The 26,335-nt window shown below is 70.8% G+C and carries 24 protein-coding genes; 8 read left to right on the top strand and 16 right to left on the bottom strand.

Annotated elements, in window-relative coordinates; all coding sequences use genetic code 11:
• Positions 1-84 precede the first annotated feature (84 nt).
• A complete protein-coding gene (locus tag OG734_RS16115; RefSeq protein ID WP_330288193.1) occupies positions 85-846 on the bottom strand; it encodes a prolyl oligopeptidase family serine peptidase in 762 nt (253 codons plus the stop codon).
• A gap of 255 nt (positions 847-1,101) precedes the next feature.
• Here OG734_RS16115 and OG734_RS16110 point away from each other — a divergent pair, with 255 nt between their 5' ends.
• Both OG734_RS16110 and OG734_RS16105 read left to right on the top strand, forming a co-directional pair.
• Entirely contained in the window at positions 1,102-2,262 is a 1,161-nt protein-coding gene (locus tag OG734_RS16110) for an adenosine deaminase (protein ID WP_330288192.1), read from the top strand.
• Between the two features lie 130 nt (positions 2,263-2,392).
• Positions 2,393-2,752: an ATP-binding protein gene (locus tag OG734_RS16105; protein ID WP_330288191.1), complete on the top strand. Its 360-nt coding sequence runs from the start codon at positions 2,393-2,395 to the stop codon at positions 2,750-2,752.
• Positions 2,753-2,835: 83 nt separating this feature from the next.
• On the opposite strand, the gene OG734_RS16100 is transcribed toward OG734_RS16105, so the two are convergent.
• The 5 genes from OG734_RS16100 to afsQ1 form a co-directional block, all read right to left on the bottom strand.
• Positions 2,836-3,045, bottom strand: coding sequence for a PspC domain-containing protein (locus OG734_RS16100; protein WP_164322241.1), 210 nt, complete (start codon positions 3,043-3,045; stop codon positions 2,836-2,838).
• A 95-nt stretch (positions 3,046-3,140) separates the two neighbouring features.
• Complete coding sequence (locus OG734_RS16095; RefSeq protein WP_330293675.1) at positions 3,141-3,692, bottom strand: VanZ family protein; 552 nt, start codon at positions 3,690-3,692, stop codon at positions 3,141-3,143.
• Between the two features lie 221 nt (positions 3,693-3,913).
• Positions 3,914-4,549, bottom strand: coding sequence for a hypothetical protein (locus tag OG734_RS16090; RefSeq protein ID WP_330293674.1), 636 nt, complete (start codon positions 4,547-4,549; stop codon positions 3,914-3,916).
• Positions 4,550-4,599: 50 nt separating this feature from the next.
• Positions 4,600-6,171, bottom strand: a complete 1,572-nt coding sequence (locus tag OG734_RS16085; RefSeq protein ID WP_330288190.1) for a HAMP domain-containing sensor histidine kinase — start codon at positions 6,169-6,171, stop codon at positions 4,600-4,602.
• The gene (afsQ1, locus tag OG734_RS16080) at positions 6,168-6,845 is read right to left on the bottom strand and encodes a two-component system response regulator AfsQ1 (RefSeq protein ID WP_318323702.1); all 678 of its coding nucleotides are present in this window, start codon (positions 6,843-6,845) and stop codon (positions 6,168-6,170) included. The genes OG734_RS16085 and afsQ1 overlap by 4 nt, the downstream gene beginning before the upstream one ends.
• Positions 6,846-7,097: 252 nt before the next feature.
• Here afsQ1 and OG734_RS16075 point away from each other — a divergent pair, with 252 nt between their 5' ends.
• A complete protein-coding gene (locus tag OG734_RS16075; RefSeq protein ID WP_330288189.1) occupies positions 7,098-7,862 on the top strand; it encodes a SigE family RNA polymerase sigma factor in 765 nt (254 codons plus the stop codon).
• Between the two features lie 229 nt (positions 7,863-8,091).
• On the opposite strand, the gene OG734_RS16070 is transcribed toward OG734_RS16075, so the two are convergent.
• Positions 8,092-8,727, bottom strand: a complete 636-nt coding sequence (locus tag OG734_RS16070) for a uridine kinase family protein (RefSeq protein WP_330288188.1) — start codon at positions 8,725-8,727, stop codon at positions 8,092-8,094.
• Positions 8,728-9,043: 316 nt separating this feature from the next.
• On the opposite strand from OG734_RS16070, the gene OG734_RS16065 reads away from it, so the two are divergent.
• Positions 9,044-9,454 (top strand): hypothetical protein, encoded by a 411-nt coding sequence (locus tag OG734_RS16065; RefSeq protein WP_330288187.1) that lies wholly within the window; start codon positions 9,044-9,046, stop codon positions 9,452-9,454.
• Positions 9,455-9,546: 92 nt separating this feature from the next.
• Here the strand turns inward: OG734_RS16065 and OG734_RS16060 are convergent, their stop codons facing one another.
• Genes OG734_RS16060 through deoC form a run of 3 tightly spaced genes read right to left on the bottom strand, consistent with a single transcriptional unit; the run spans position 9,547 to position 12,891 of the window.
• Entirely contained in the window at positions 9,547-10,473 is a 927-nt protein-coding gene (locus OG734_RS16060; protein WP_330288186.1) for an aldehyde dehydrogenase family protein, read from the bottom strand.
• A complete protein-coding gene (locus tag OG734_RS16055) occupies positions 10,466-11,926 on the bottom strand; it encodes an aldehyde dehydrogenase family protein (protein WP_330288185.1) in 1,461 nt (486 codons plus the stop codon). The genes OG734_RS16060 and OG734_RS16055 overlap by 8 nt, the downstream gene beginning before the upstream one ends.
• 5 nt (positions 11,927-11,931) lie before the next feature.
• Positions 11,932-12,891, bottom strand: a complete 960-nt coding sequence (deoC, locus tag OG734_RS16050) for a deoxyribose-phosphate aldolase (protein WP_330288184.1) — start codon at positions 12,889-12,891, stop codon at positions 11,932-11,934.
• 281 nt (positions 12,892-13,172) lie between these two features.
• Here deoC and OG734_RS16045 point away from each other — a divergent pair, with 281 nt between their 5' ends.
• Entirely contained in the window at positions 13,173-13,820 is a 648-nt protein-coding gene (locus tag OG734_RS16045; protein ID WP_330288183.1) for a PH domain-containing protein, read from the top strand.
• 5 nt (positions 13,821-13,825) lie between these two features.
• Positions 13,826-15,517, top strand: a complete 1,692-nt coding sequence (locus OG734_RS16040; protein WP_330288182.1) for a hypothetical protein — start codon at positions 13,826-13,828, stop codon at positions 15,515-15,517.
• A gap of 41 nt (positions 15,518-15,558) precedes the next feature.
• Here OG734_RS16040 and OG734_RS16035 read toward each other — a convergent pair whose 3' ends face one another.
• From OG734_RS16035 to OG734_RS16020, 4 genes are all read right to left on the bottom strand, one after another.
• The gene (locus OG734_RS16035; protein WP_330288181.1) at positions 15,559-16,749 is read right to left on the bottom strand and encodes a hypothetical protein; all 1,191 of its coding nucleotides are present in this window, start codon (positions 16,747-16,749) and stop codon (positions 15,559-15,561) included.
• Between the two features lie 199 nt (positions 16,750-16,948).
• Positions 16,949-18,589 (bottom strand): phospho-sugar mutase, encoded by a 1,641-nt coding sequence (locus OG734_RS16030; RefSeq protein ID WP_330288180.1) that lies wholly within the window; start codon positions 18,587-18,589, stop codon positions 16,949-16,951.
• 635 nt (positions 18,590-19,224) lie between these two features.
• Positions 19,225-20,049, bottom strand: coding sequence for a purine-nucleoside phosphorylase (locus tag OG734_RS16025; RefSeq protein ID WP_330288179.1), 825 nt, complete (start codon positions 20,047-20,049; stop codon positions 19,225-19,227).
• 111 nt (positions 20,050-20,160) lie between these two features.
• Positions 20,161-20,598: a gamma-glutamylcyclotransferase gene (locus tag OG734_RS16020; protein ID WP_330288178.1), complete on the bottom strand. Its 438-nt coding sequence runs from the start codon at positions 20,596-20,598 to the stop codon at positions 20,161-20,163.
• 197 nt (positions 20,599-20,795) lie between these two features.
• Between OG734_RS16020 and OG734_RS16015 the strand changes: the two genes are divergently transcribed.
• Both OG734_RS16015 and OG734_RS16010 read left to right on the top strand, forming a co-directional pair.
• Positions 20,796-22,244: an NAD(P)H-quinone dehydrogenase gene (locus OG734_RS16015; protein WP_330288177.1), complete on the top strand. Its 1,449-nt coding sequence runs from the start codon at positions 20,796-20,798 to the stop codon at positions 22,242-22,244.
• Between the two features lie 180 nt (positions 22,245-22,424).
• Positions 22,425-23,429, top strand: coding sequence for a DeoR/GlpR family DNA-binding transcription regulator (locus OG734_RS16010; protein WP_330288176.1), 1,005 nt, complete (start codon positions 22,425-22,427; stop codon positions 23,427-23,429).
• Between the two features lie 60 nt (positions 23,430-23,489).
• Here the strand turns inward: OG734_RS16010 and OG734_RS16005 are convergent, their stop codons facing one another.
• Together OG734_RS16005 and OG734_RS16000 are read right to left on the bottom strand one after the other, a co-directional pair.
• Positions 23,490-24,065 carry a TetR/AcrR family transcriptional regulator gene (locus OG734_RS16005; protein WP_330288175.1) on the bottom strand — a complete coding sequence of 192 codons (576 nt, stop codon included), beginning with the start codon at positions 24,063-24,065 and terminating at the stop codon, positions 23,490-23,492.
• 252 nt (positions 24,066-24,317) lie between these two features.
• A complete protein-coding gene (locus OG734_RS16000; protein WP_330288174.1) occupies positions 24,318-26,090 on the bottom strand; it encodes an acetyl/propionyl/methylcrotonyl-CoA carboxylase subunit alpha in 1,773 nt (590 codons plus the stop codon).
• Positions 26,091-26,335 lie beyond the last annotated feature (245 nt).

Here is a 26,335-nt window from a genome sequence, read left to right as displayed (position 1 = left end):
GGCTGTGACATTTGCGGCTCCGCCGCGTGGGCGCGACCAGCCCCCACCCACCCGCACCCCGAACACAACCCAAAGCCCCCGAACCTACCGCCGCAAAGACCCACCGAACCCCGCAGCCAACGGCATCCTCAACCCCAGCGGCGGCGGAGCCATCAACGCATCGTGCACAGGCCGGGAAAACCCGTGCCCGAACAGCACCCCCATCACGAAGTCCACCGCCAGCGCGTGCACTTCGCGCCGGTACTGATGCAACCCGTGCCCGTCCGCATGCACTTCGAACCGGCAGATGTCCCGGTTCGCCTTCTTCGCCCGCGCCGCGAACCGGAACGACAGTTCGGGATCGGTCCGTTGGTCGTTCGTGCCGTGCACGATCAGCACCTGCCGTCCGGTCAGCTGCCGTACCGGTTCCGGCGGCGCCGCCACGTCCTCCTCGGGCAGCCAAGGCGCCAGCGCCAGTACGGAGTTGACGGCCTCGTGATCTGCCGCGCGCAGTGCCGCCCGGCCGCCCATGTCGACGCCGGCGAGGCACACGGATACGTCGCCGTACCGCCGTACGATCTCGTCGACGGCCCATCGCGCGTCGTGTGCGAGCTGCGCCTCGCTGCCGTTCCAGCCGCGGTAGCGGTAGTGGACGACGTGCACGGCCAGTCCGTCCGTACGGCCCGCGCGGGCGAGCCGGCGGCCCAACGCCCTTACGGAGGCGGCCGCCAGCACGGGCGACGGCTTGCGGGTCGAAACCTCGTCACCGCTGGGAAGCAGCAGGACCACGCCGCTGACCGACGTCGGCTCCGGGCCCAGTACCTTCCCGAGCCGGGCCCGTCGTACCGGCGTCACTTGGTGTGCCATGGCAGAACAGTGTCAGAAGCAGCGGTGTACGCCACCCGTTCTCGCGGTCACCGTTACGTATCGGCGGAAACGTACAGGCGAAGAAAACGTACAGGCGAAGAAACGGAGAAGAGGAGGGAGGGACAGCGGGTGATCTACGCGCGTAGGAGTTAGAGTGCGGAAATGACGAGCCAGAGTGATCGGACGACGAGTCAGACGGGCCAGGCGAGTGAGACGAGTCAGGCGAATGAGACGAGTCAGCAGACGAGCCAGAGCGTGAACACGAGCGGGAGCTCCGGTCCCAGTCCTACCCCGGACCAGATCCGCCGCGCCCCCAAGGTCCTTCTCCACGACCACCTCGACGGCGGCCTGCGCCCCGGCACCATCGTCGACCTGGCCCGCGACACGGGCTACGCCCAACTCCCGCAGACCGACCCCGACAAGCTCGGCGCCTGGTTCCGGGATGCCGCCGACTCCGGTTCCCTGGAACGGTACTTGGAGACCTTCGCCCACACCTGCGCCGTCATGCAGACCCGCGACGCCCTCGTCCGGGTCGCCGCCGAGTGCGCCGAGGACCTCGCCGAGGACGGCGTCGTCTACGCGGAGGTGCGGTACGCGCCCGAGCAGCACCTCGAAGGCGGGCTCACCCTCGAAGAGGTCGTCGAGGCCGTCAACGAGGGCTTCCGGGAAGGCGAGCGGCGGGCCCGGGAGAACGGTCAGCGCATCCGGGTCGGGGCCCTGCTCACCGCCATGCGGCACGCCGCCCGCTCGCTGGAGATCGCCGAACTGGCGAACCGGTACCGCGATCTGGGCGTCGTCGGCTTCGACATCGCCGGTGCCGAGGCCGGCTTCCCGCCCACCCGGCACCTCGACGCGTTCGAGTACCTCAAGCGCGAGAACAACCACTTCACCATCCACGCCGGTGAGGCCTTCGGGCTCCCCTCCATCTGGCAGGCCCTCCAGTGGTGCGGCGCCGACCGGCTCGGCCACGGTGTGCGCATCATCGACGACATCCAGGTCCAGGACGACGGCTCGGTGAAACTCGGACGCCTGGCCTCCTATGTACGGGACAAGCGCATCCCCCTCGAACTGTGCCCCAGCTCCAACCTCCAGACCGGTGCCGCGGCCTCCTATGCCGAGCACCCCATCGGGCTGCTGCGCAAGCTGCACTTCCGCGCGACCGTGAACACCGACAACCGGCTGATGTCCGGTACCGGAATGAGCCGAGAATTCGAGCATCTTGTCGAAGCGTTCGGTTATACGCTCGATGACCTGCAGTGGTTCTCGGTCAATGCTATGAAGTCAGCATTCATTCCTTTCGATGAACGACTGGCGATGATCAATGACGTCATCAAGCCCGGATATGCCGAGCTGAAATCCGAATGGTTGTTCCGGCAGACCGCTTCCACCAGCGGTTCTGTCGAGGCGCAGACCTGATCAGGAGGTTCGGAAAGCGGTCGGGTCGGGTCGGCTCGGCTGCTTTTCGATGTTTGCGGCGAGTGGCTTCTCGTGTTTACGGTCGTGGACCGCTCACATCCTCGTCATCGCATTCAAGGACGCATTCACTATGAAGCAGTCTGCTGCCAAGACCCTCGGTGTCGCCGCTCTCGGTGCCGCCTTCGCCGCGGCGGGTGCGGGTGCCGCCAACGCAGCCCCGGCCCTCCCCGCCCTCCCCGACTCCGCCGCGCTGGGCTCCGTGACCCAGACGCTGCCCGTGGAGAGCGCGTCGAAGGCTCTGCCGGGTGCCGCCGAGGCCGTGGCCACGGGCCAGGGCGCGGTCGGCGCGGGCGTGGCCGCCGCGCAGCCTGCCGTCACGAAGCTGCTGGCCGAGGGCCCGACCGCGCCGGTCGCCGGTCTGCTCGGCGGCCTCCCGCTGCAGGGCCTGCCCACCCACGGCCTCCCGGTGAACGGCATTCCGCTGGGCTGACCCACGCCGTGAACGCGCCGATGGGGCGCACCCCTTCACCCGGGGTGCGCCCCATCGGCGTACCAGCGCGTCGTCAGGGTCGGCTACCAGGCAGCGTGGGCCTTGTTCTCGTACTTCTCGGAGGGCAGCAGGATCCACATGGCTATGTAGAGCAGGAACTGCGGGCCGGGCAGCAGACACGAGAGCACGAAGATCACGCGCATCGTCGTCGCGGAGGTGCCGAAGCGCCGTGCCAGCGCGGCACACACTCCGCCGATCATGCGGCCGTTGGTGGGGCGGGCAAGGGCGGTCATGGCGTCTCCTCGGTGAGTCCGGTGAGGGGACCGGCCTTTTCCGGTCGCCTCATCTGTACTCAACGTTACGGACGCACAGCGGACGAAGCGTCGCTCTACGGGGCGATCCCGACCCTGGGAATCGTCGGGGTCCTACCCTGAGTCGCGTCCTCCGTACGGACGGCAGCCAGGCGCCTGCGGTCGCTCCTGCGGCGGAGCCAGGACCGTGCGGCGGGCACCATGGCGACATGCGCGAGACCCACGCCCACCGTGTTCAGGAGCAGCGCGTCGACGTCCATGACCTGACCGGGCACGCCGGTCTGCAGCAGCTCGATGCCGAGCGAGATCAGGGCACCCGCCATGACCGTACGCACGAGCGACGCGAGCGGGGAGACATCGAGCCGCCCGTCCGCCATCGGCAGCAGCACACCCAGCGGAGCCAGCAGGGCGAGCCCCTCGATGATGTGCCGGGTCGCGTCCTGCCAGCCGAGGGTCAGATCGGCCCGTATGCCCGCGAAGGGCTGCAGGTTGGCGGGCAGTTGCCACGGGACGTCGAGCGGACGCAGCGTGATCCAGGCGACGAGCGCGAGATGGGCGACGAGGAGGACACCTCCCGCCGCGCGGATGCGAATGACGGCACTTTCGCCGCCCGAGCCTTGACGCTGCACGCCCCCCAAGACGCGAGGGTCGGCACGATCGGTTCCGGGTTGCCCCGGTGCAGGGGGGTGAGTCGTGTGCCACACGGGGGCCGGCGTCGCTCCGGCCCCGTCCGCCAGGGCCCCGCGGTCAGGTGGCCCTTTTGCCGCGCGCCCCGCGGCGGAGCCGCAGAAAGATACAGCCCCGCGCCCCTGAAGGGGCGCGGTTGTGCACCCGGACTCACCGGGACCGGTCAGCTGCCGTCTACCCCCGACGACGGCGGTACCTGGGCCCCCGGCCTGGAACGGACCTCCGGTGTGCACGCGTACCGGCGCAGCGGGTCGGTGTCCGGGCCGCCCAGGACGACGTGGCCGTCTCCCTCGGCGGCGGCCGAGTCGGAGAACGTGCAGACGATCTGGGCGAGGGCGTACGACGCGAGGTCGTCCGGGGTGGTGCTCAGGCGCAGGGCGTCCTCGGGGTCCTTCGGGCCCGGGCCGCGCACGCTCATCCCGCCCCGTACGTCGGTCGTGTAGCCGGCCGCGGTCTCGCTCGCCGCCGGAGTCCTGGCCAGCTCGTCCAGCAGCCCCTGGGCCACCAGGACGCGCCGCTGCGCCTCCGCCGTACCGTCCGGGACGCGCACCGCGCGGTCGACGGTCACCAGCTGGGAGGCGCACAGGAGGAACACCTGGACCGGGACGCCCGCCGACGTCTGCGCGGCGACGTTCGGCGCGGAGGGCCCGGGGACGTCGGAGAGGGAGCACGGGACGCGGGAGGGCGCCGGACCGAAGTCCGTCGGAACCTCGGTGGCGCGGATCCCGCAGCCGGCGAGCAGCACCGCGAGCACCGCGAACAGCGGGACGGCCGCCGCCCAGGGGCGTACGCCCCGCACTCGTCGTACCCCCTGTACGCCCCGTACGTGCCGTACGCCTCGTATGTTCGTCACGCGCTCTCCCCGTCGCCGTTCGCCCCGTCCGGCTCGGCCGGTGTCTCCGTCAGTGCCGACGGGTCCCTGGGGAGCCGCAGGGTGAACACGGCGCCGCCCTTCGGGGAGTTGGCGGCGGTGATCTCGCCGCCGTGGATGTGGGCGTTCTCCAGGGCGATGGACAGGCCCAGGCCGCTGCCCTCGGAGCGGGGGCGGGAGGCGCTCGCCTTGTAGAAGCGGTCGAAGACGTGCGGCAGGACGTCCTCGGGGATGCCCGGACCGTGGTCCTGCACCTCGATCAGCAGGTCGCTGTCGGACGCGCGCACCGACACCCGTACCGGCGAGCCGCCGTGCTTGAGGGCGTTGCCGATGAGGTTGGCGAGGATGACGTCCAGGCGGCGCGGGTCGAGGATGGACATGATGCCGCGCTCGGCGTCCAGTTCGACCGCGTCCAGCCAGGCGCGGGCGTCGATGCAGGCCGTGATCTGGTCGGCGATTTCGACGTTGTCGAGGACCAGCCGGGCGGTGCCCGCGTCGAAGCGGGTGACCTCCATCAGGTTCTCCACCAGGGAGTTGAGTCGCCGCGTCTCGCTCACCACCAGCCGTACCGCCGGTTCGATCATCGGGTCGACGCTGCCGGTCTCCGCGTCCAGTTCCTCTTCGAGGATCTCCGTCACGGCGGTGATCGCGGTGAGCGGCGTACGCAGCTCGTGGGACATGTCCGCCACGAACCGCCGCGAGGCCTCGTCCCGGGCGCTCATGTCGGCGACCCGCGTCTCCAGCGACTCCGCCGTGTGGTTGAACGTCCGGGCGAGGTCGGCCAGTTCGTCCGTGCCCGACACCCGCAACCGGGTGTCCAGCTTCCCCTCGCCGAGCCGCCGGGCCGCGATACCGAGGCGGTGCACCGGCTTCAGTACGGTCGTGGCGGCGGCCTGCGCGAGCAGCGCGGAGCCGATCAGCGCGAGGCCGGTGGCGATGCCCAGCGACCAGGCCAGCGAGTTGAGATCCTTCTCCTCGGGCTCCAGCGACTTCAGCATGTAGCCGGCCGGACCGCCGCCGATCACCTTCGTGCCCGCGACCAGGTACGGCTTGTCGCCGTCGATGGTCCGCTGCCAGTACAGGTGGTACGGGTCCTTGTTGTTCGAGGTGACCGACTGCCGCTTGCCGACCGCCGTACGCAGCGACTTGGGCACGTCCGTCAGCGAGAAGGTGTCCAGCGCCCCGGAGTTGCCGACGACCGTCCGCCCGCTCTCGTCCTCGGCGACCAGCAGCACACTGAACCGCTGGCTGCTGGCGGCCATCTGGCCCGCCGTGTGCTGGAGTTCGTCCTGCGTGGGGTGTGTCGGCAGCACGCCCGCGCGATTCTGCATCTCCTGCTGGAAGTCGCGCAGCACCGCGTCCTGGGTACGGGTGAGCACGGCCTCGCGGTTGAGCCAGTACGCGATCCCGGACGCCGACACGGCCGCCGTCAGCGCCACCAGGCCGAAGACCACGACCAGGCGCAGCCGCAGGCTGGTGAAACGCAGCCCGGAAAGTATCGCCTTGCGCGCCGCGGCCCAGCCACGGAGCTTGCCCTGCGGTTTGGTCACTGAGGCGAGTCCAGTCGGTAACCGACCCCGCGGACGGTACGGATCAACGTCGGCGACGACGGCACGTCCTCGACCTTGGCGCGCAGCCGCTGCACACACGCGTCCACCAGCCGCGAGTCGCCCAGGTAGTCGTGCTCCCACACCAGCCGCAGCAACTGCTGGCGGGACAGCGCCTGACCGGGCCGCCGGCTCAGCTCCAGGAGCAGCCGCAGCTCGGTGGGCGTCAGCTGCAGATCCTCGCCGTTCTTCGTCACCGTCATCGCCGAACGGTCGATGACCAGCGAACCGAAGGTCGCCGAGTCGTTCGACTCACGCTCCCCGCGGCGCAGCACGGCCCGGATACGGGCGTCGAGCACGCGCCCCTGCACGGGTTTGACGACATAGTCGTCGGCGCCGGACTCCAGCCCGACGACCACGTCGATGTCGTCGCTGCGCGCGGTGAGCAGAATGATCGGCAGTTGGTCGGTGCGCCGGATGCGTCGGCACACCTCGAATCCGTCGATGCCGGGCAGCATCACGTCCAGAACGATCAGATCCGGCCGCTGCTCACGCAGCAGCTTCAGACCGTCCTCACCGGTGGCAGCGGTGGCAACCCGGTGGCCCTGGCGCGTCAAAGACAGCTCCAGGGCCGTACGGATGGCGTCGTCGTCCTCGATCAGCAACAGGGAAGGCACGGATGCATTCTGGCCCATGGCCGGGCCGGGCTGCGACTGCCAGGGGGTTGTCGGGTGATTTGGGGGTGCGCGCGGGCGTCTACCGCGTGTTGCTGTGACCCAGCCGTGATGTTCCTGAGACGGGGCCCTGTTGCACGCCTGTGACAGTCGGCGGACACCGTCATGAAGTGGCGTGGGCAAGCTTCTCGGCACAGGCAAGGAAGCACCACGAACCGAGCCGAAGACCGGGAAGTCCACGACGGGGGGCGCGAGATGAGCAAGCTGCACAGCACTAGCGCGAACGCAGTGATCACGCGTCTGCACGACGTCACCCGGACCACCGAGAAGTCCGGTGCCGTAAACGGGCGGGGGTGCGTTCGCGGCACCGGGCGTCAGCACACCACGTACATGTCAGTGGTTGACGCGCACACCGGGGGAAGCGTAAGCGGCGCCACGGGGGAAACGGGGCGCACGGGGGCGGCGTACAGGGAGTCCACGGGGGAGCGTTGCTCGCTGTCGGAGGCGGAGTTCACCGCCTACGTCCAGGAGCGCCGCGCCTCCCTGTACGCAACCGCCTACCACCTCACCGGTGACCGCTTCGAGGCGGAGGACCTGCTCCAGAGCGCGCTGTTCTCGACGTACCGCGCCTGGGAGCGGATCAGCGACAAGGCGGCGGTCGGGGGCTACCTCCGCCGCACTATGACCAACCTGCACATCAGCGCGTGGCGTCGCCGCAAGCTGAACGAGTACCCGACCGAGGAACTGCCGGAGACGGCCGGCGACACGGACGCGATGCGCGGCACGGAGCTGCGCGCGGTCCTGTGGCAGGCGCTGGCCCGGCTCCCCGAACTCCAGCGGACGATGCTGGTCCTTCGTTACTACGAGGGCCGCACGGACCCGGAGATCGCGGAGATCCTCGACATCAGTGTCGGCACGGTGAAGTCCAGCATCTGGCGGTCGCTCCGCCGGATGCGTGAGGACGAGGTCCTCAGCTTCGGCCGTGACGAGGAGGAATCCTTCGGGGAGCTCGTCGCCTGAGGGTGTGGGGGAAGCACCGCTCAACGGGGGAGCGGTCAACGGGGGAGCGGTAAACGGGGGGAAGCACGGGGGAGCACCACCAGAGGGGAACCACCGGGGCTGGGGGGCCGCGGGGGTAGCACCACACGGGGGAAGCACAAAGAGAGCGGGACTGGAGGGCCGGGGGGTCCAACCAGTCCCGCTTTTCGTGTACGTGTACGTGTGCGCGAGTGCGGGGTGAAGTACGGGGTCAGGCTGCCGTACTCGTCTGTGGGCGGCGGCCCGCTGCCGCGTCCGCCAGTCTGCCCATCGCCTCGTCCCGGTCGCACGCGTGCGCGCCCAGGGCCGTCTGGCGGGCGACGATGGAACGCTCGGCGCGCATCAGCCGCCAGCCGCGGCGCAGCAGGAACGGCACCGACTTGCGGCCCTCGCGCAGGTCCCGCAGGAAGCGCCGGCGGAACGTCTTGACCGGCCCCCGGCTAAGACAGAGCGCGTCCGCGAGGACGCCCTCCTCCTGGCAGCGCGCGACGATCTCGGCGGCGAAGATGCCCTCCGCGATGAACAGCGGGGTCCGGCCGATCTCGACGCCCTCCTCGCCCGTACGGGCGCTCTGCGAGATGTCGTACACCGGGACGTTCGTACGACCCGTGCGGCACAGCTCGGTGATGGCGGTGACCGCCGCGTCCGCGTCCCACGACTGAGGGTGGTCCCAGTCGATGTCGGTGCTTCCCAGGACCTGCGGCAGCGTCGGGTCGGTGCCCTCCTTGTAGAAGTCGTCGAGCCGCAGGACCGGGAGACCGGAACGGGCGGCGAGGAGGGACTTGCCGGAGCCGGAAGGGCCGCAGAGCAGCACGACTCGCGTGGGTATGGGCGGGTGGGAGGTCACGAGACACCAGTGTGAGGCATCGGGCGCCCACCTGCCCACACCCACGCGAGTCGGCTTGCGTCACACCTCGACACCGTTCCTGTGGACTGAGCGGGAGTTGAGCCCGTTCAGCCGCGCGCCCCGAACGGTCTTGGGCGAGCTGGTACCCGGTGTCCCAGGTCGCACGACCACGCCAACCCGAACGGCCCAGCGCGCCGCAAGCCTGGAAGTCGCCCATCACGCGATCGAGCTAATCCAGCCTCGCCCTCCTCGGCGAGCAACTACTACCCTTCGTGTCGTCCTGATTACCCAGCGCACCAGAAGGCGGCCACCACTCATGGCACGACGCACGTCCACCCAGAACCAGACCGCTCAGCGCGCCCTGATCGCCCTCGCGGCCACCGGCGCTGCCCTGGGGGCGGGCGCCGCGACGGCCTCCGCCGCAGAGGGCGGACCCGCGGTTGACGTCGTTCGCACCAACCCCAGCACCTCGTTGGGCCAACTCGCCCCGCAGTCCGGCCTGGCGGCGCTCACCGGCTCGGTCGGCTATGTCACGGGTGCGATCCAGGGCCTCAAGCCCAACCCCCTTGCCGGTACGGGTGTCGACCCGCTGGACAACGGGGTGGGCACCCAGCTCGCCGACTTCCAGCCGCTGACCTCGCAGGCGTTGACCGGTCCGGTCGCGCAGGCGCAGTCGATCGGCAGCATCCCGGTGCTGGGCCAGGCCGCGGGGCTGCTGGGCGGCTGAACGCCCGCCCGACGACAGAAGAGGGCCGCGCCTCCCCGGACGGTGGGAGACGCGGCCCTCGGCTTCGGCGGCAGACGCCGTCGGCCGGTCGGTCAGTACGAGGAACCCGACGCGCCAAGTGAACCCGTCGGGTGCCAGACCGTCTTCGTCTCCAGGAAGGCGGTCAGTCGTTCGGTGCCCGGGGTGGCGAACCAGTGCGCGTTGTCCACAGCCTGTGGACGGAGGATGCGCTTGAGGTTGTCGGCCGCCGCGATCTCCAACTCCTTCGCGAGACCGTCGTCGGCGCCCGCGCCCGCCAGGTCGATCGCGTTGACGTCCTGGTGCGCGGCCAGGGACGGGGCGATCTCCGCCGTACGGCCGGAGAGGATGTTGACGACTCCGCCCGGTACGTCCGACGTGGCCAGGACCTCGCCGAGGGAGAGCGCGGGAAGCGGTGACTTCTCGCTGGCGATCACGATCGCCGTGTTGCCGGTGGCGATCACCGGTGCGAGCACCGACACCAGGCCCAGGAAGGACGACTCCTGGGGGGCGAGGACGACGACCACGCCGGTCGGTTCGGGGGAGGAGATGTTGAAGTACGGCCCTGCTACCGGGTTTCCGCCGCCTACGACCTGGGCGATCTTGTCCGTCCAGCCCGCGTACCAGACCCAGCGGTCGATCGCCGCGTCCACCTGGGCGGTGGCCTTCGGCTTCGACAGGCCCTCGGCGTCCGCGACCTCCCGGACGAACTGCTCCCTGCGGCCCTCCAGCATCTCGGCGACGCGGTAGAGGATCTGGCCCCGGTTGTACGCCGTGGCCCCGGCCCAGCCGCCGAACGCCTTGCGCGCGGCGACGACCGTGTCACGGGCGTCCTTGCGGGAGGCGAGGGGCGCGTTCGCCAGCCAGTTGCCCTTAGCGTCGCTCACCTCGTACACCCGGCCGCTCTCGGAACGCGGGAACTTCCCGCCCACGTACAGCTTGTAGGTCTTGAAGACGGACAGACGTGTGTCCGGTCGTGTGTCCACTCGTGCGTCAGACATCGAGGTACGCCTCCAGGCCGTGGCGACCGCCCTCGCGGCCGAAGCCCGACTCCTTGTAGCCGCCGAACGGCGAGGTGGGGTCGAACTTGTTGAACGTGTTGGACCAGACGACGCCGGCGCGAAGCTTGTTGGCCACGGCGAGGATCCGTGAACCCTTCTCCGTCCAGATGCCCGCCGACAGGCCGTACTGGGTGTTGTTGGCCTTGGCGACGGCCTCGTCCGGGGTGCGGAAGGTGAGGACCGAGAGCACCGGGCCGAAGATCTCGTCGCGGGCGATGGTGTGCGCCTGGGTGACGTTCGTGAAGAGCGTCGGGGCGAACCAGTAGCCGGAGGACGGGAGTTCGCAGGCCGGCGACCAGCGTTCGGCGCCCTCCGCCTCGCCCGCCGCGACGAGCGAGGTGATCCGGGCGAGCTGCTCGGCGGAGTTGATCGCGCCGATGTCCGTGTTCTTGTCCAGCGGGTCACCGAGGCGGAGCGTGGACAGACGGCGCTTGAGCGAGTCGAGCAACTCGTCCTGGATCGACTCCTGTACGAGGAGCCGGGAGCCCGCGCAGCAGACCTGGCCCTGGTTGAAGAAGATGCCGGTGACGATGCCCTCGACCGCCTGGTCGATGGGGGCGTCGTCGAAGACGATGTTGGCGCCCTTGCCGCCCAGTTCGAGGGTGAGCTTCTTACGACTGCCGGCGACGGTGCGCGCGATCTCCTTGCCGACGGCGGTCGAGCCGGTGAACGCGACCTTGTTGACGTCCGGGTGCGCGACGAGCGCGGCGCCCGTGTCGCCGTAGCCGGGAAGGATGTTGACGACGCCCTTGGGCAGGCCCGCCTGGCGGCAGATGTCCGCGAAGAAGAGGGCGGAGAGAGGCGTCGTCTCGGCGGGCTTGAGCACGACCGTGTTGCCGGTAGCCAGGGCCGGGGCGATCTTCCAGGCCAGCATCAGGAGAGGGAAGTTCCAGGGGATGACCTGGCCCGCGACGCCGAGGGGGCGCGGATTCGTTCCGAAGCCGGCGTGGCCGAGCTTGTCGGCCCAGCCGGCGTAGTAGAAGAAGTGCGCCGCGACGAGGGGCAGATCGGCGTCCCTCGTCTCCTTGATGGGCTTGCCGTTGTCCAGGGTTTCCAGGACGGCGAGCTCACGGCTGCGCTCCTGGATGATGCGGGCGATGCGGAAGAGGTATTTGGCGCGCTCGGAGCCGGGCAGCGCCGACCACTTCTCGAACGCCTTGCGGGCGGCCTTCACCGCACGGTCGACGTCCGCCTCGCCCGCCTGGGCGACCTCGGAGAGGACCTCCTCGGTGGAGGGGGAGACCGTCTTGAAGACCCTGCCTTCGGCGGCTTCCACGAACTCGCCGTCGATGAACAGGCCGTAGGAGGGGGCGATGTCGACGACGGCGCGGGACTCGGGCGCCGGGGCGTACTCGAATGCGGAGCTGAAAGGGGATGCGGATACGGATGCCATGGTGATCAGTCCACCGTCACGTAGTCAGGGCCGGAGTAGCGGCCGGTGGCCAGCTTCTGACGCTGCATCAGCAGGTCGTTCAGCAGCGAGGACGCGCCGAAGCGGAACCAGTGGTTGTCGAGCCAGTCCTCGCCCACGGTCTCGTTGACCACGACCAGGAACTTCACAGCGTCCTTGGTGGTGCGGATCCCGCCGGCCGGCTTGACGCCCACCTGGATGCCGGTCTGCGCGCGGAAGTCGCGTACGGCCTCCAGCATCAGGAGGGTGTTCGCGGGTGTCGCGTTCACGGCGACCTTGCCGGTGGACGTCTTGATGAAGTCGGCCCCGGCGATCATGCCGAGCCAGGAGGCGCGCCGGATGTTGTCGTACGTCGACAGCTCGCCGGTCTCGAAGATGACCTTGAGCCGGGCGGACGCCCCGCAGGCCTCCTTCACGGCGACGATCTCCTCGTACACCTTCAGGTAGTCGCCCGCGAGGAAGGCGCCGCGGTCGATGACCATGTCGATCTCGTCGGCACCGGCGGCGACGGCGTCACGCACGTCGGCCAGCTTCACGCCGAGGGCGGCGCGGCCGGCGGGGAAGGCGGTGGCGACGGAGGCGACCTTGACGGCGGAGCCGGCGACGGCCTCCTTCGCGACGGCCACCATGTCGGGGTAGACGCAGACCGCGGCTGTGGCGGGCGCGGTGCGGTCGGTCGGGTCGGGGCGGACCGCCTTGGCGCCGAGCGCCCGGACCTTGCCCGGGGTGTCCGCGCCTTCCAGCGTCGTCAGGTCGACCATCGAGATGGCGAGGTCGATGGCGTACGCCTTCGCGGTCGTCTTGATGGAACGCGTGCCGAGGGAGGCGGCGCGCGCCTCCAGGCCGACCGCGTCGACGCCGGGCAGCCCGTGAAGGAAGCGGCGCAGCGTGCTGTTGGACGCGGTCACGTCCTTGAGCGGGAGTGCGGTGGATGCAGTGGTGGGCATGGTCACAAGCCGAGCATATCTACGCGCGTAGCGGCTGTACAGCCCCGGAGAAATAGCTGGGGGTGGGTGTGGGTTTTCTCGCCCCCGCCGCCCCTACCCGTCCCATCCCCAGGGTTCCGCCCCTTCGACCCCGCTGGAGCTGCGCCCCAGACCCCCTTCGCCCCAGACCCCTTCGCCCCAGACCCCTTCGGCCTGGACGGCCGCGTCCTCAAAACGCCGGACGGGCTGGGTACTGGCACCGGCGGCAAGGGTTGTTCGAGGTGTCGGGCAGAATCGGGGGCATGACGACCCCGGACCACCCGTCGCCCGCGCAGGGCCCTACGCAGCCCGAGTCTCCCGACCGGATCTATCGGGCACCCTCCTCCCTCGTGGCCGGAGTGCTGCTGCTCGGGCTCGCCGGCTGGCTCGGCGGTGACGCGCTGATCGTCGGCCACGGGCGGACGCCTTGGCTGGCACTCGCCACGCTGCTCTTCGCCGTACCCCTGGTCGTCGCCTTCACGCTGCGGCCCGCCGTGTTCGGGAACGACCACCGGCTGCGCGTGCGCAACCCGTTCCGGGTCGTCGTGGTGCCCTGGGGGGCCGTCGCCGGGTTCCGGTCGGGCTTCTCGAACGAGGTCGTCGTCGAGTCCGGTGCCAAGTACCAGCTCTGGGCCGTCCCCGTCTCGCTGCGCGCGCGCAAGCGCGCCAACCGGGCCGAGACGCGTGCCGCCCGCGAGGCCGACGGAGGTGGCGGACGGCCGTCCCTGATTCCGCCCGGTCCGACCCGGGCCCAGAACGACCAGATCATGGACGACCTGAGCCAACTGTGGGAGGCCCGGCAGAAGGCGGCCACCTCACAGGGCGAGGTGACCGTGAAATGGGCGTACGAGATCATGGCGCCCGCCGTCGCGGGTGCGGTTCTGCTGGCGATTCTGCTCGCGGTCGGCTGAGCCGCGTGGCCTTCCCCGACGAGTCGCTGCGGCTGCCCTCCGCCTCCATACCCGACGGCTGCCAGGACTGGACCACCGCCCGTGCGGCGGGCTGGTCGGCCGCGCTGCCGCCGCGCTGGACCTTTCTGCGGGTGCGCCGGTCGGTCGCGGCCGGTCTGGCCACCCTTGTGCTGTGCGTGGGCGCCCTGGTGGCGATGGCCGGCGGCCTGTGGCCGTTCGTCGCGGCCGGGTTCGCGGTGTACGTGCTGTGGGTGCTCGCCCGGCCCGAGCTCGTGTGGGTCGGCGCGCCCCTGCTGTTGCTCGCCCTCGCCGCGGAGGCCTCCTCGAAGTCGTGGGGGCTGACCGCCTTCGGAGTCGTGGTCGTGCTGGGCTCGTGGGCTGTCGTGGCCGTACGGCTGCGGGCGCGGAGCGAGCAGCTGGAGCGGGCCGTGGAGGCCGCCGGGGGCGTCGCCGTACCGGTGCCGGGCGCAGACGTTCCCGTACGGCGTGGGCAGCTGCTGTTCGTGCTGGGGTTCGTCGTGCTCGGGCTCGGCCTGTTGACCGGGAGCACCGCCGGATTCTGGGGCTCGGCCGAGGACCAGGAGGGTGCCTGGGTCGTCACCGTCTTCCTGGCCGGCCTGGGGGCGACCGCGCTGGCCTCGGCATGGCTCGGCCGGCAGCGGGCGGGCGCGCTGCGCGCGACTCCGGTGCCGGTGCTGCGCGTGCTCGTACGGGACGACGCACAGGGCACTACGGAGGTGTACGCCGCCGACGATCTCACCACCGAGCGGCCCCTGTTCACCGTCGACCTCACCTCCTTCGACGAGGACGACGACGATGATGACGACGACGGCGTTGACGTTGACGATGACGCGGGGGACGGGGACGGGGATGAGTCGGACGGCGACGACGAGATTCGGCGGATGCTCCTCGGTCTCGACGACGACACCCTCGGGCCGGTCCGGGAAGCCGTTCTCTACGGTGCTCCCTTCGACGGCGCCGAGGTTCTCGTCGTCAGCGCAGACGAGGATCCCGAGCAGCCGCCGCTGACGGAGTGGTCGGCGGGGCCGGTCCGGCCGCTGTCGCCGGACGCGGGGCGTCGACGGGTTGCCAAGCACCGCGAACACGCGGCGGACAGCCTCCAACTGGAGCTGCAGGGCCGGGAGTTGGCCGGGCAGCAGGCGGCCGACGGCAAGGTGCGGCGGTGGCGGGCGGGGTGGCTGGACTGGCTGGCCACCGCGTTTCTCGTGCAGTGGGGCCTGTGGCTGGTCTGGGGCTGGTTCGACGAGCCCGGCATGTCGATGTGGAAGCTGGCGCTCATCCCCCTGCTCGGGCTGTACGGGGCGGTCCGCGTCCCCATGAAGCTCGCCTGGCGCGTCACGGCCGACCGGTCCGGTGTCTGGGTCACCGGGCTGCGCGGACCCCGCCATGTGCCCTGGGACGACCTCCGTTTCGTACGCTGCCGGTCCCTGGAGCTGAAGATCGACTGGCAGGACGGCGACTGGGCGGTCTCCGCGCCCCGCTGGGCCTGGCTCCAGCGCCGCCGGGGGCTCACCCACCCGTACGACGCCCTGGCCGCCGAACTGACCGCCATGCGCCTCGACGCCGGACTGCGGCCGACCGGCGAGAGCGGCGCGGCGGAACGGGGTCGGCCGGTCTGGCCTATGGCCGCGGTGCTCGCGTGCGTGTGGGTGGTGGCGTTGGTGGCGACGCGCTGAGCCGGTGAGGGTGCGATCTGCCAGGCCGGCCCCTAGGAGCCCTAGGGTGCGCTCGGCCAGACCAGGACCATGTACGCGCCGCAGTACGCCGACAGCGCCACCGCCGTCGCCAGGGCGATCGTACGGAAGCGGCGGGACGCACGGGCGAGATGGACCGCCAGGGGCAGCAGGAGAGGGAAGGCCGGGACGAGGAAGCGGGCGCGCGGGTAGTAGACGCCGCCGCTGCCCAGGACGATCGCCAGCAGGACGCCCGTGAAGACCAGCAGCGGGAGGGGCTGGCGGTCCCAGACCGACAGGACGAAGAGGCCGGCCGCCCCCAGCAGGACCGCGGTCACCATCACCAGGAACAGCTCGGGTGTCGAGTCGTACATCAGCAGCTCCCGCATCCTGCGCAGGGTCAGCGCGCCCCCGTCCATGTCCTGGCGCCACAGGCGCTGTACGGCGAAGTAGCCGTCCCAGCGGCCCAGCCGCAGGCCCACCCACCCGACGTACCCGAGCCAGCCGAGCGGGGCGAGGACGGCGGCCGCGAGGACACGGGGGGAGCGGTGGCGGCGGAGGGCGAGGAGTGCCGTGAGCGATACGGCGGCGGCCACGGCGACACCGGTGGGGCGGGTCAGTCCGGCGAGGACCGCGAGCGAGGCCGCCCACAGCCAGCGGCCCGTGAGCACCGCGTACAGCGACCAGGCCGCCAGCGCAGTGAACAGGGACTCCGTGTACCCCATCCACTGGACCGAGCCCACCGGGAACGCGGCCCACAGCGCGGCCAGGACGATGCCCGTCCGGCGGTCGTACAGGCGCTCCCCGACGGCGAAGACGCCCCACGCGGCGACGAGCGACGCGACGACGGCGAACGCCAGGCCCGTACTGGCCCGGGTGCCCGGGGTGAGGACGGCGAGCGCCTTGACGAGGGCCGGGTAGAGCGGGAAGAAGGCAAGGCTGCCCGAGTCCTGGACGGAGCCCAGGGTGTGCGGGTAGCCGTGGTCGGCGATGCCCAGGTACCAGTCGGCGTCCCACCGGGTGGCCAGGATCGGCCAGACGCCGTGGTGCTTGTGGTGCGCCCAGAGGGTGAGGAGGAGCAGGCCGGTGGCGCGTACCGCCGTGTAGGCGAGGAGGGCGGGGATCGCGCGGCGGAGGGACTGGAGGACCGAGCGGGAGAGGCGCGCGGGTGGGGCGGCGACTGTGCTGGTCGCGGTGGCCGGGGTGGGCTTCGGCCGGGTGACCGTCGAGGACACGGGGCGGCTCCAGGTACGTGGCGACGGGGCGGTACCGGGTCACCGTTCCCCGGAGGGCGGTGGGAATGGGGGAGCGTGCGGCGGTCGTGCGTCAGCTGGCGTGCGCAAATCACTCGATGGGGTGCCCCCGGTCGGGGGACCCCATCGAGTGCGAGGGGTTTTCGTGGTTGGCTGGCCGGTTGGTTGGCTGGCCAGCAGCTCAGATGCCTGCCGCCGCGGAGAGGTCCCGCTTGATCGTCTCCAGCAGGTCCGTCGCCTTCGTCCGGGCCGCCGCGAGGTCCGCGTGCGTGGGCACCGGGAGGACGACCTCCAGGTAGCACTTCAGCTTGGGCTCCGTACCGCTGGGACGGACGATGACACGGGCCCCGTCGAGCGTGTAACGCAGGCCGTCCGTGGGCGGGAGCGTCTCCGTGCCCTTGGTGAGGTCCTCGGCCTTCGTGATCGGCAGGCCCGCGAGGTGGGTCGGGGGCTGCTCGCGCAGACGGCTCATGGCGTTCGCGATGACCGACAGGTCCTCGACGCGGACCGAGAGCTGGTCCGTGGCGTGCAGACCGTGTTCGACCGCGATGTCGTCGAGCAGGTCGAGGAGCGTACGGCCCTCGGCCTTCAGCTCGGAGGCGAGTTCCGTGATGAGCAGCGCGGCCGTGATGCCGTCCTTGTCGCGTACGCCCTCGGGGTCCACGCAGTAGCCGAGGGCCTCCTCGTAGCCGTAGCGAAGGCCCTCGACCCGGGCGATCCACTTGAAGCCGGTGAGGGTCTCCTCGTACGGCAGCCCCGCCTTCTCGGCGATCCGGCCGAGGAGGGAGGACGAGACGATCGACTCGGCGAAGGTGCCGCGCGCTCCGCGGCGGACGAGGTGGGTGGCGAGGAGGGCTCCTACTTCGTCGCCTCGCAGCATGCGCCAGCCATCCGCTCCCGGCACAGGTACGGCTGCCGCGCAGCGGTCCGCGTCCGGGTCGTTCGCGATGATCAGGTCCGGGTTCGTCTCGCGGGCCTTCGCGAAGGCGAGGTCCATCGCGCCGGGCTCTTCCGGGTTGGGGAAGGCGACGGTCGGGAACTCCGGGTCGGGGTCGGCCTGTTCGGCGACCAGCTCGGGGGCGGGGAAGCCGGCCCGGGCGAAGGCGGCGAGAAGGGTCTCCCGGCCGACGCCGTGCATCGGGGTGTAGACCGTGCGGGCGGTACGGGGGGAGTCGGGGGCGAGGACGGCGTCCGTACGGGCCAGGTAGGCGTTCAGGACGGTGTCGTCGAGGGTTTCCCAGCCGGCTTCCGGGCGCGGTACGTCGCTCAGCGCGTGTACGGCGTCGATCTCGGCGGCGATCTCGGCGTCGGCGGGCGGGACGATCTGTGAACCGTCGCCCAGGTACACCTTGTAGCCGTTGTCGCGGGGCGGGTTGTGGCTGGCGGTGACCTCCACGCCCGCGACGGCGCCGAGATGCCTTATGGCGAACGCCAGTACGGGGGTGGGGAGGGGGCGGGGGAGAACGGCTGCCTTGAGACCGGCGCCGGTCATCACGGCGGCGGTGTCCTGGGCGAAGTCCGCCGACTTGTGGCGGGCGTCGTAGCCGATGACGACGAGGCCGTCGGTCTGGCCCTTGGCCTTGAGGTACGCGGCGAGGCCGGCGGCGGCGCGGATGACGACGGAGCGGTTCATTCGCATGGGGCCGGCGCCGAGTTCGCCGCGGAGGCCTGCGGTGCCGAACTGGAGGGTGCCGGTGAAGCGGGTGGTGAGTTCGGGGAGGTCCTGGGCGTCGATGAGCTTGGCGAGTTCCTCACGGGTTTCGGCGTCGGGGTCCTCGGCCAGCCACGCCTTGGCCCGGGCGATGAGTTCGTCGTCGTGCACGTCGGGTGCCTCTCGTTGTGGTGGTGCGGGGCGGGGCGGGGCGATGTGGTGCGGTGCGGTGCGTGGTCGGGTGCGGGTCCATTGTTCTCGCCCCCGCCGCCCCTACCCGTCCCATCCTGTACCTGGGGGCTGCGCCCCCAGACCCCCCGTCGCGCTGAACGCGCTTGTCCTCAAACGCCGGACGGGCTGAGGGTGCGGGCCGGTGCGTGGGGTGTGGCCCCGGGCTGGGGGGCGCCTGGCCCGGGCTGGGGGCGCCTGGGCTGGGGTGTGGGCGCTGGTGGTGGGGGTGTGGGGCGGGGCTTGGGGTGGTGGCTGGTGGTGGGGGTGTGGGGCGGGGCTTGGGGTGGTGGCTGGTGGTGGGGGTGCGGGGCGGGGCTTGGGGGTGGTGGCCGTGTTCTGGGGGTGCCGGTCGGTGTCTGAGGGGTGCTCGCCCGGGCTGAAGGAAAGGAGCAGCGGGGGCGGGTGAGCTGAAGGAACGGTGGGGGCGGGTGGGTGGAAAGTGCGGCTGGGCCCGAGGCGCTTGTCCTCGAACGCCGGACGGGCTGGAGACGCCGGCCGGCGTTTGAGGGGTGCGGCCAGGCTGAAGGAACGGTGCGGGCGGCCGGGTGGGAAAGGGAGGCCCCGTCCCGTACCCGCTACAAGCGGTCCAGCACCTGCGCCAGCAGCGAGCCCATTTGCGTCGCGCTGTCGCGGCCCGCCTGGAGGACCTCCTCATGGTTCAGAGGCTCCCCCGTCATCCCCGCCGCGAGGTTCGTCACCAGGGAGATGCCCAGGATCTCGGCGCCGGCCTCACGCGCCGCGATCGCCTCCAGCACCGTCGACATCCCGACGAGGTCCGCGCCGATCGCCCGCGCCATCCGGATCTCCGCCGGCGTCTCGTAGTGCGGGCCCGTGAACTGGGCGTACACGCCTTCCTCAAGGCTGGGGTCGATCTCCTTGCACAGGGCGCGCAGTCGCGGCGAGTACAGGTCCGTCAGGTCGACGAAGTTCGCACCGACGATCGGGGACGTCGCCGTGAGGTTGATGTGGTCGCTGATCAGGACCGGCTGGCCGGGGCGCATGTCGGCGCGCAGGCCGCCGCAGCCGTTGGTCAGGACGATGGTCTTGCAGCCGGCGGCCACGGCGGTACGGACACCGTGCGCCACGGACGCGACGCCCCGGCCCTCGTAGTAGTGCGTGCGGCCCAGGAAGACCAGCGCGCGCTTGTCCCCGATCCGGTACGAGCGGATCTTGCCGCCGTGGCCCTCGACTGCCGGCGGCGGGAACCCCGGCAGCTCGGTCACCTGGAGCTCGGCCTCGGGGGCGCCCAGGGCGTCCACGGCCGGTGCCCAGCCGGAGCCCATCACGAGGGCGACGTCGTGGGTGTCGGCGCCCGTGAGCTCCCGCAGGCGCGCGGCGGCGTCGTCGGCGGCGGAGTAGGGGTCGCCCTGGATGTCGTCCGGAAGAAGAGATGCGTTCACGCGCATGAGGGTATCCGGTTCGAGCCTACGCGCGTAGATGACGGAGGTTACGGGATGGTGATCGTTGTCTTGTCGTTTCCAACCAAAGGGCGGAGGGAGTCCGGGGAGGACTCAACAGGGACGTTTTCTCAGTTCCATCACATAGTCGTGCGGAGCCCCCGCCGACTCCGCGGCGTCGGCGATCTCGCCCAGGTTCCGGGCCGACGGCAACCCGCCCTCGTACCCGTTGAGGACGTACACCCACGCCGGTTCCTCGCCCTCCAGCGTGTCGACGCGCAGCCGCATCCGGCGGTAGATGTCGAGGCCCACGCCCTCCCACCGGTCCAGCGAGTCCTCGTCGAGCGGGGCGATCTCGTACAGGGCGACGAAGACCTGCGAGCGGGGGGCCTCGACGATCGTCGGGAGGGCGCCCTCCCAGCCCATGTGCTCGCCGGCGAAGGTCAGCCGCCAGCCGGTCAGCCAGCCGGTGGCACGCAGCGGCGAGTGAGGTGCGCGACGCGTCATGAGCCGCGCGTCGAGATTGCCGGCGTAGGCGGCGTAGAGCGACATGGATCGAGAGTACGGCAGCGGGCACGGCCGTCACTCCGACAGCACACGCCTCTTCCGCCCCCGCACAAGCGTCCGCCTGTGCCCGGCCACGCACCCGTCGGCCACTCCCTCCTTGTACCCGTCCACAGTCCGCCTCGTACCCGGCCCGGACCCGTACGGTGGCCCCGGGGCGTCGGCACGCCGGGGCGTACGGGACAATGGAGTACGTGACTCGGATCGTGATCATCGGTGGCGGACCCGGCGGCTACGAAGCGGCGCTGGTGGCAGCGCAGCTCGGCGCGGAGGTGACCGTCGTCGACTGCGACGGTCTGGGCGGGGCGTCGGTGCTGACCGACTGCGTACCGTCGAAGACCCTTATCGCCACGGCCGAGGTGATGACCACCTTCGACTCGTCGTACGAGGAGCTGGGGATCATCGTCGCCGACGACACCCCACCGGAGCAGCAGGCCGCTCGTGTCGTCGGTGTCGACCTCGACAAGGTCAACCGACGGGTGAAGCGCCTCGCCCTCGCCCAGTCGCACGACATCACCGCCTCCGTCACCCGGGCCGGCGCGCGCGTCCTGCGCGGCCGCGGGCGGCTCGACGGTCTGCAGGGCGTCGACGGCTCCCGGAAGGTCGTCGTACGGGCCGTGGACGGGAGCGAGGAGACGCTCGTCGCCGACGCCGTGCTGATCGCCACCGGCGGACACCCGCGTGAGCTGGCCGACGCGCAGCCCGACGGTGAGCGCATCCTCAACTGGACCCAGGTCTACGACCTCACCGAGCTGCCCGAGGAGCTCATCGTGGTCGGTTCCGGTGTCACCGGTGCCGAGTTCGCGGGCGCATATCAGGCCCTCGGGTCCAAGGTGACCCTCGTGTCGTCGCGCGACCGTGTGCTGCCGGGTGAGGACCCCGACGCCGCAGCCGTCCTCGAAGAGGTCTTCCGGCGCCGCGGTATGAACGTCATGGCCCGCTCCCGCGCCGAGTCCGCCAAGCGCGTCGGCGACCGGGTCGAGGTCACCCTCTCCGACGGGCGGGTCATCACCGGCTCGCACTGTCTGATGGCCGTCGGCGCGATTCCCAACAGTGCCGGAATGGGGCTGGAGGAGGCCGGGGTCAGGCTCCGCGACTCCGGGCACATCTGGACCGACAAGGTGTCGAGGACGACCGCCCCGGGCGTGTACGCCGCCGGTGACGTGACCGGCGTCTTCGCCCTCGCGTCCGTCGCCGCGATGCAGGGCCGTATCGCCATGTACCACTTCCTCGGCGACGCGGTGGCCCCCCTGAACCTGAAGACCGTCTCCTCCAACGTCTTCACCGACCCCGAGATCGCCACCGTCGGCTACACCCAGGCCGACGTCGACGGCGGCAAGATCGAGGCCGTGGTCGTCAAACTGCCGTTGCTGCGCAATCCGCGCGCGAAGATGCTCGGCATCCGGGACGGCTTCGTCAAGCTGTTCTGCCGACCGGGCACCGGGATTGTCGTGGGCGGGTGTGTCGTGTCGCCGCGCGCCTCCGAACTCATCCATCCGATCTCGATCGCCGTCGACAACAATCTGACGGTCGAGCAGATCGCGAACGCGTTCACCGTCTATCCGTCCCTTTCGGGATCGATCGCCGAGGTCGCCCGGCAGCTTCACACGCGCAAGGCGACGGGCGAGGCCTGACGGCCGGGAGGCGGAGGGGAGAGCGACTTCCCGCTGGTCATGGGGAGTTGTGGTCCATTCGCACGGCATAAGCGGCCGAGATAGGCGCGTATACCACTTCCCGTACCTCCATGCGAACAACTTCTGTTATTCGGCGCATACTGCTGAAAGCAGACGGTCGTTGGGGTTACTGTCAGTTTCGTGTTCGCTGCAGAACGTCGTCAATTGATCCTCGAAATGGTGCGTGCCAATGGAGCCGTGTCGCTCCGTGAGCTCGCCCGCGTCGTCCAGACCTCCGAAGTGACCGTACGGCGGGACGTGCGCGCACTGGAGGCAGAAGGACTCCTCGACCGCCGGCATGGCGGTGCGGTATTGCCGGGCGGGTTCACGCGGGAGTCCGGCTTTCCGCAGAAATCTCATCTCGCGACCGCCGAGAAGACGGCCATCGCCGACCTCGCCGCGAGCTTCGTCGAAGAGGGCGAAGCCATCGTGGTCGGGGCGGGGACCACCACGCAGGAGCTGGCACGCCGGCTCGCGCGGGTTCCCGGGCTGACCGTCGTCACCAACTCCCTGTTGGTGGCCCAGGCGTTGGCCCACGCGAACAGAGTGGAGGTCGTGATGACCGGCGGCACTCTGCGCGGTTCCAACTACGCCCTGGTCGGCAGTGGCGCCGAGCAGTCCCTGCACGGGCTGCGGGTGTCCAAGGCCTTCCTCTCCGGAAGCGGGCTCACCGCCGAACGCGGGCTGTCCACCTCCAACATGCTGTCGGCGTCCGTCGACCGCGCGCTGGTGCAGGCCGCCGCCGAGGTCGTCGTGCTCGCCGATCACACCAAGCTCGGTTCGGACACCATGTTCCAGACCGTGCCCACGGATGTGATCACCCGCCTCGTCACCGACGAACCGCCCGTCCACGACGACCGCGCCGGTACGGAACTCCAGGCCCTGGCCGACCAGGGAGTGCAGATCGCCGTGGCCGGATCGTCGGGCTCGGGAAACGGTTCCTCGGGAAACGGGGCGCAGGGCGGTGATCACGCTCCGGCGCGCCAACAGCGCCGGGACGTGCCGCTTCCGAACCCTCGCCGGGGACAGCTGCCCGGCGGCGCGGCGGGCCATCCGCTGCGCGGCACGATGCTGGGCGAGCAGCCCGGCGGACCCGGTGAGCGCGAGCGGGAACGGGCCCGGGTGGCGGACCTCCGCCGCCGCTGACTGTCGTACGGACCCGGGGCATGCGTACGGGGGCATGCGTACCGGGCCGTACGAAGCGGGTCAGCGGGGTACGGCCTTCAGGCCCCGCAGTGTCAGGGTCAGGAGGCGGTCGGCCAGGTCCGGGTCGTCCGGGGTCTCCTCCGCCGCCAGCGCGATGGCGTTGGTGAGCTGGAGCAGGTCGCCGATGGCCACGTCGGTGCGGAGGGTGCCGGCCTGCTGGGCGCGGGTGAGCAGGGCCGCGCCCGCCTCCCGCATCGGGTTGCTGCACCTGGCCAGGGCCGAGTCGGTGTCGTGCGACACCGACATGAGCGCCCGTGCCAGGCCGCGGTACTCGCCGGCGTGCGTGACGATCTCGCGCAGCCAGGTCACCAGCGCGGCGCACGGCTCCGGGGCGGTCAGCAGTTCGCGGGAGCGGGCCAGCAGGTCGCTGACCGCGTCCTCGAAGACAGCGCTCAGCAGGGCGGGCCGGTTGGGGAAGTGGCGGTAGAGGGTGCCGATGCCGACGCCCGCGCGCCGTGCGACGTCCTCCAGGGAGGCGTCCGTCCCATGCTCGGCGAAGGCGGAACGCGCCTCGGCGAGCAGCCGCTCGTAGTTGCGGCGGGCGTCGGCACGTAGGCCTGCCGGCGGCTGGGCCATGGTTCACCTGCCCTTCCTGTACTTGTTCCGTGGGTTCAGCATGCCATCGGCCCGTCGCCGTGGGGTGCGGTGGGTGGTTGCCGGGTGCGGGTCCGGTGGGGGCTTGTCGCGCCCACGCGGCGGAGCCGCAAATCGATACAGCCCCGCGCCCCTGACGTACGGGCGCTGCGCGCACCGTACGTCAGGAACGGAAGCGCCCGGTGCACTGATCGCTCAGTGCACCGGGCGCCCTTCTCAATGTCGTACGGTCTGTCAGTCCTTGATCTCGCAGATCGGTGCGCCCGAGGTGAGGGAGGCGCCGACCTCGGCGGCGAGGCCCTTGATGGTGCCGGCCTTGTGCGCGTTGAGGGGCTGTTCCATCTTCATCGCTTCCAGGACGACGACCAGGTCGCCTTCCTTGACCTCCTGGCCCTCCTCGACGGCCACCTTGACGATGGTGCCCTGCATCGGGGAGGCGAGGGTGTCACCGGAGGCCACCGGGCCCGACTTCTTGGCCGCGCGGCGCTTCGGCTTGGCGCCCGCCGCGAGGCCGGTGCGGGCCAGGGACATGCCCAGCGAGATGGGGAGGGAGACCTCCAGGCGCTTGCCGCCGACCTCGACGACCACGGTCTCGCGGCCCGCTTCCTCGTCCGCCTCGACATCGGCGGGCGCGGAGAAGGCCGGGATGTCGTTGACGAACTCGGTCTCGATCCAGCGGGTGTGGACCGTGAAGGGGTCCTGGCCGCCGGTGAGTTCGGGGGCGAAAGCGGGGTCGGTGACCACCTTGCGGTGGAAGGGGATGGCGGTGGCCATGCCCTCCACCTGGAACTCCTCCAGGGCGCGGGCGGCGCGCTGGAGGGCCTGTTCACGGGTGGCGCCGGTGACGATCAGCTTGGCGAGCAGTGAGTCCCAGGCCGGGCCGATGACCGACCCGGACTCGACGCCGGCGTCCAGGCGGACACCGGGCCCGGAGGGCGGGGCGAAGGTGGTGACGGTGCCGGGGGCGGGCAGGAAGCCGCGGCCGGGGTCCTCGCCGTTGATGCGGAACTCGAAGGAGTGGCCGCGCAGTTCCGGGTCGCCGTAGCCGAGCTCCTCGCCGTCGGCGATGCGGAACATCTCGCGGACGAGGTCGATGCCGGCGACCTCCTCGGTGACCGGGTGCTCCACCTGGAGGCGGGTGTTGACCTCCAGGAAGGAGATCGTGCCGTCCGTGCCGACGAGGAACTCGACGGTCCCGGCGCCGACGTAGCCGGCTTCCTTCAGGATCGCCTTGGAGGAGGAGTACAGCTCCGCCACCTGCGCCTCGGACAGGAACGGGGCGGGCGCCTCCTCCACGAGCTTCTGGTGGCGGCGCTGGAGCGAGCAGTCACGGGTCGAGACGACGACCACGTTGCCGTGGGAGTCGGCCAGGCACTGTGTCTCCACGTGGCGGGGCTTGTCGAGGTAGCGCTCGACGAAGCACTCGCCCCGCCCGAACGCGGCGACGGCCTCGCGGACGGCGGAGTCGTACAGCTCCGGGACTTCTTCGAGGGTGCGGGCGACCTTCAGACCGCGTCCGCCACCGCCGAAGGCGGCCTTGATCGCGATGGGCAGGCCGTGCTCCCGGGCGAAGGCGACGACCTCGTCCGAACCGGAGACCGGGTCGGGCGTGCCGGCCACCAGCGGCGCGCCGGCGCGCTGGGCGATGTGGCGGGCGGCGACCTTGTCGCCGAGGTCGCGGATGGCCTGCGGGGGCGGGCCGATCCAGGTCAGCCCGGCGTCGATGACGGCCTGGGCGAAGTCGGCGTTCTCGGAGAGGAAGCCGTATCCGGGGTGGATCGCGTCCGCTCCTGAATCCTTGGCGGCCTGCAGCACCTTGGCCATGTCCAGATAACTGGTGGCCGGGGTGTCACCGCCCAGGGCGAACGCCTCATCCGCGGCGCGGACATGCAGAGCGTCCCGGTCCGGGTCGGCGTATACGGCCACGCTCGCGATCCCGGCATCCCGGCAGGCCCGGGCAACGCGGACAGCGATTTCGCCACGGTTGGCGATGAGCACCTTGCGCACGATTGAGGCTCCCTCCTTGAAACAAGCCGAGTTTAGGGACTGCCGACACGATGCATCGACCCGTCCTCACTGGTGAGCTTGCCCACACGGAGCGTGATGCGAGGCTAGCTCGACCCGCGAAATCCCTTGTCGCACCTATGTACGCAGGACTCCATCCGGAAACCCTAGTCCCCTGATGTGGTCAAGGTCTCTGTGAGAGCGTGCTGCGGCCCACTCGGTTTCTTTGTGGGGTCCCTACGAACGGC

The organism is Streptomyces sp. NBC_00576 (assembly GCF_036345175.1).
In the GTDB taxonomy this organism is placed as follows: Bacteria; Actinomycetota; Actinomycetes; order Streptomycetales; family Streptomycetaceae; genus Streptomyces.
This window is presented reverse-complemented; position numbering and strand designations above follow the sequence as displayed.

Excerpts from the sequence above, each read along its gene's own strand:
- OG734_RS16020 (WP_330288178.1), bottom strand. The coding sequence starts at position 20,598 with ATGTCGCTCTACGCCGCCTACGCCGGCAATCTCGACGCGCGGCTCATG.
- OG734_RS16100 (WP_164322241.1), bottom strand. The coding sequence starts at position 3,045 with ATGACCGCCCTTGCCCGCCCCACCAACGGCCGCATGATCGGCGGAGTG.
- OG734_RS16065 (WP_330288187.1), top strand. The coding sequence starts at position 9,044 with ATGGCACGACGCACGTCCACCCAGAACCAGACCGCTCAGCGCGCCCTG.
- OG734_RS16055 (WP_330288185.1), bottom strand. The coding sequence starts at position 11,926 with ATGGCATCCGTATCCGCATCCCCTTTCAGCTCCGCATTCGAGTACGCC.
- OG734_RS16060 (WP_330288186.1), bottom strand. The coding sequence starts at position 10,473 with ATGTCTGACGCACGAGTGGACACACGACCGGACACACGTCTGTCCGTC.
- OG734_RS16115 (WP_330288193.1), bottom strand. The coding sequence starts at position 846 with ATGGCACACCAAGTGACGCCGGTACGACGGGCCCGGCTCGGGAAGGTA.
- OG734_RS16045 (WP_330288183.1), top strand. The coding sequence starts at position 13,173 with ATGACGACCCCGGACCACCCGTCGCCCGCGCAGGGCCCTACGCAGCCC.
- OG734_RS16105 (WP_330288191.1), top strand. The coding sequence starts at position 2,393 with ATGAAGCAGTCTGCTGCCAAGACCCTCGGTGTCGCCGCTCTCGGTGCC.
- deoC (WP_330288184.1), bottom strand. The coding sequence starts at position 12,891 with ATGCCCACCACTGCATCCACCGCACTCCCGCTCAAGGACGTGACCGCG.
- OG734_RS16005 (WP_330288175.1), bottom strand. The coding sequence starts at position 24,065 with ATGGCCCAGCCGCCGGCAGGCCTACGTGCCGACGCCCGCCGCAACTAC.
- OG734_RS16015 (WP_330288177.1), top strand. The coding sequence starts at position 20,796 with ATGGAGTACGTGACTCGGATCGTGATCATCGGTGGCGGACCCGGCGGC.
- OG734_RS16075 (WP_330288189.1), top strand. The coding sequence starts at position 7,098 with ATGAGCAAGCTGCACAGCACTAGCGCGAACGCAGTGATCACGCGTCTG.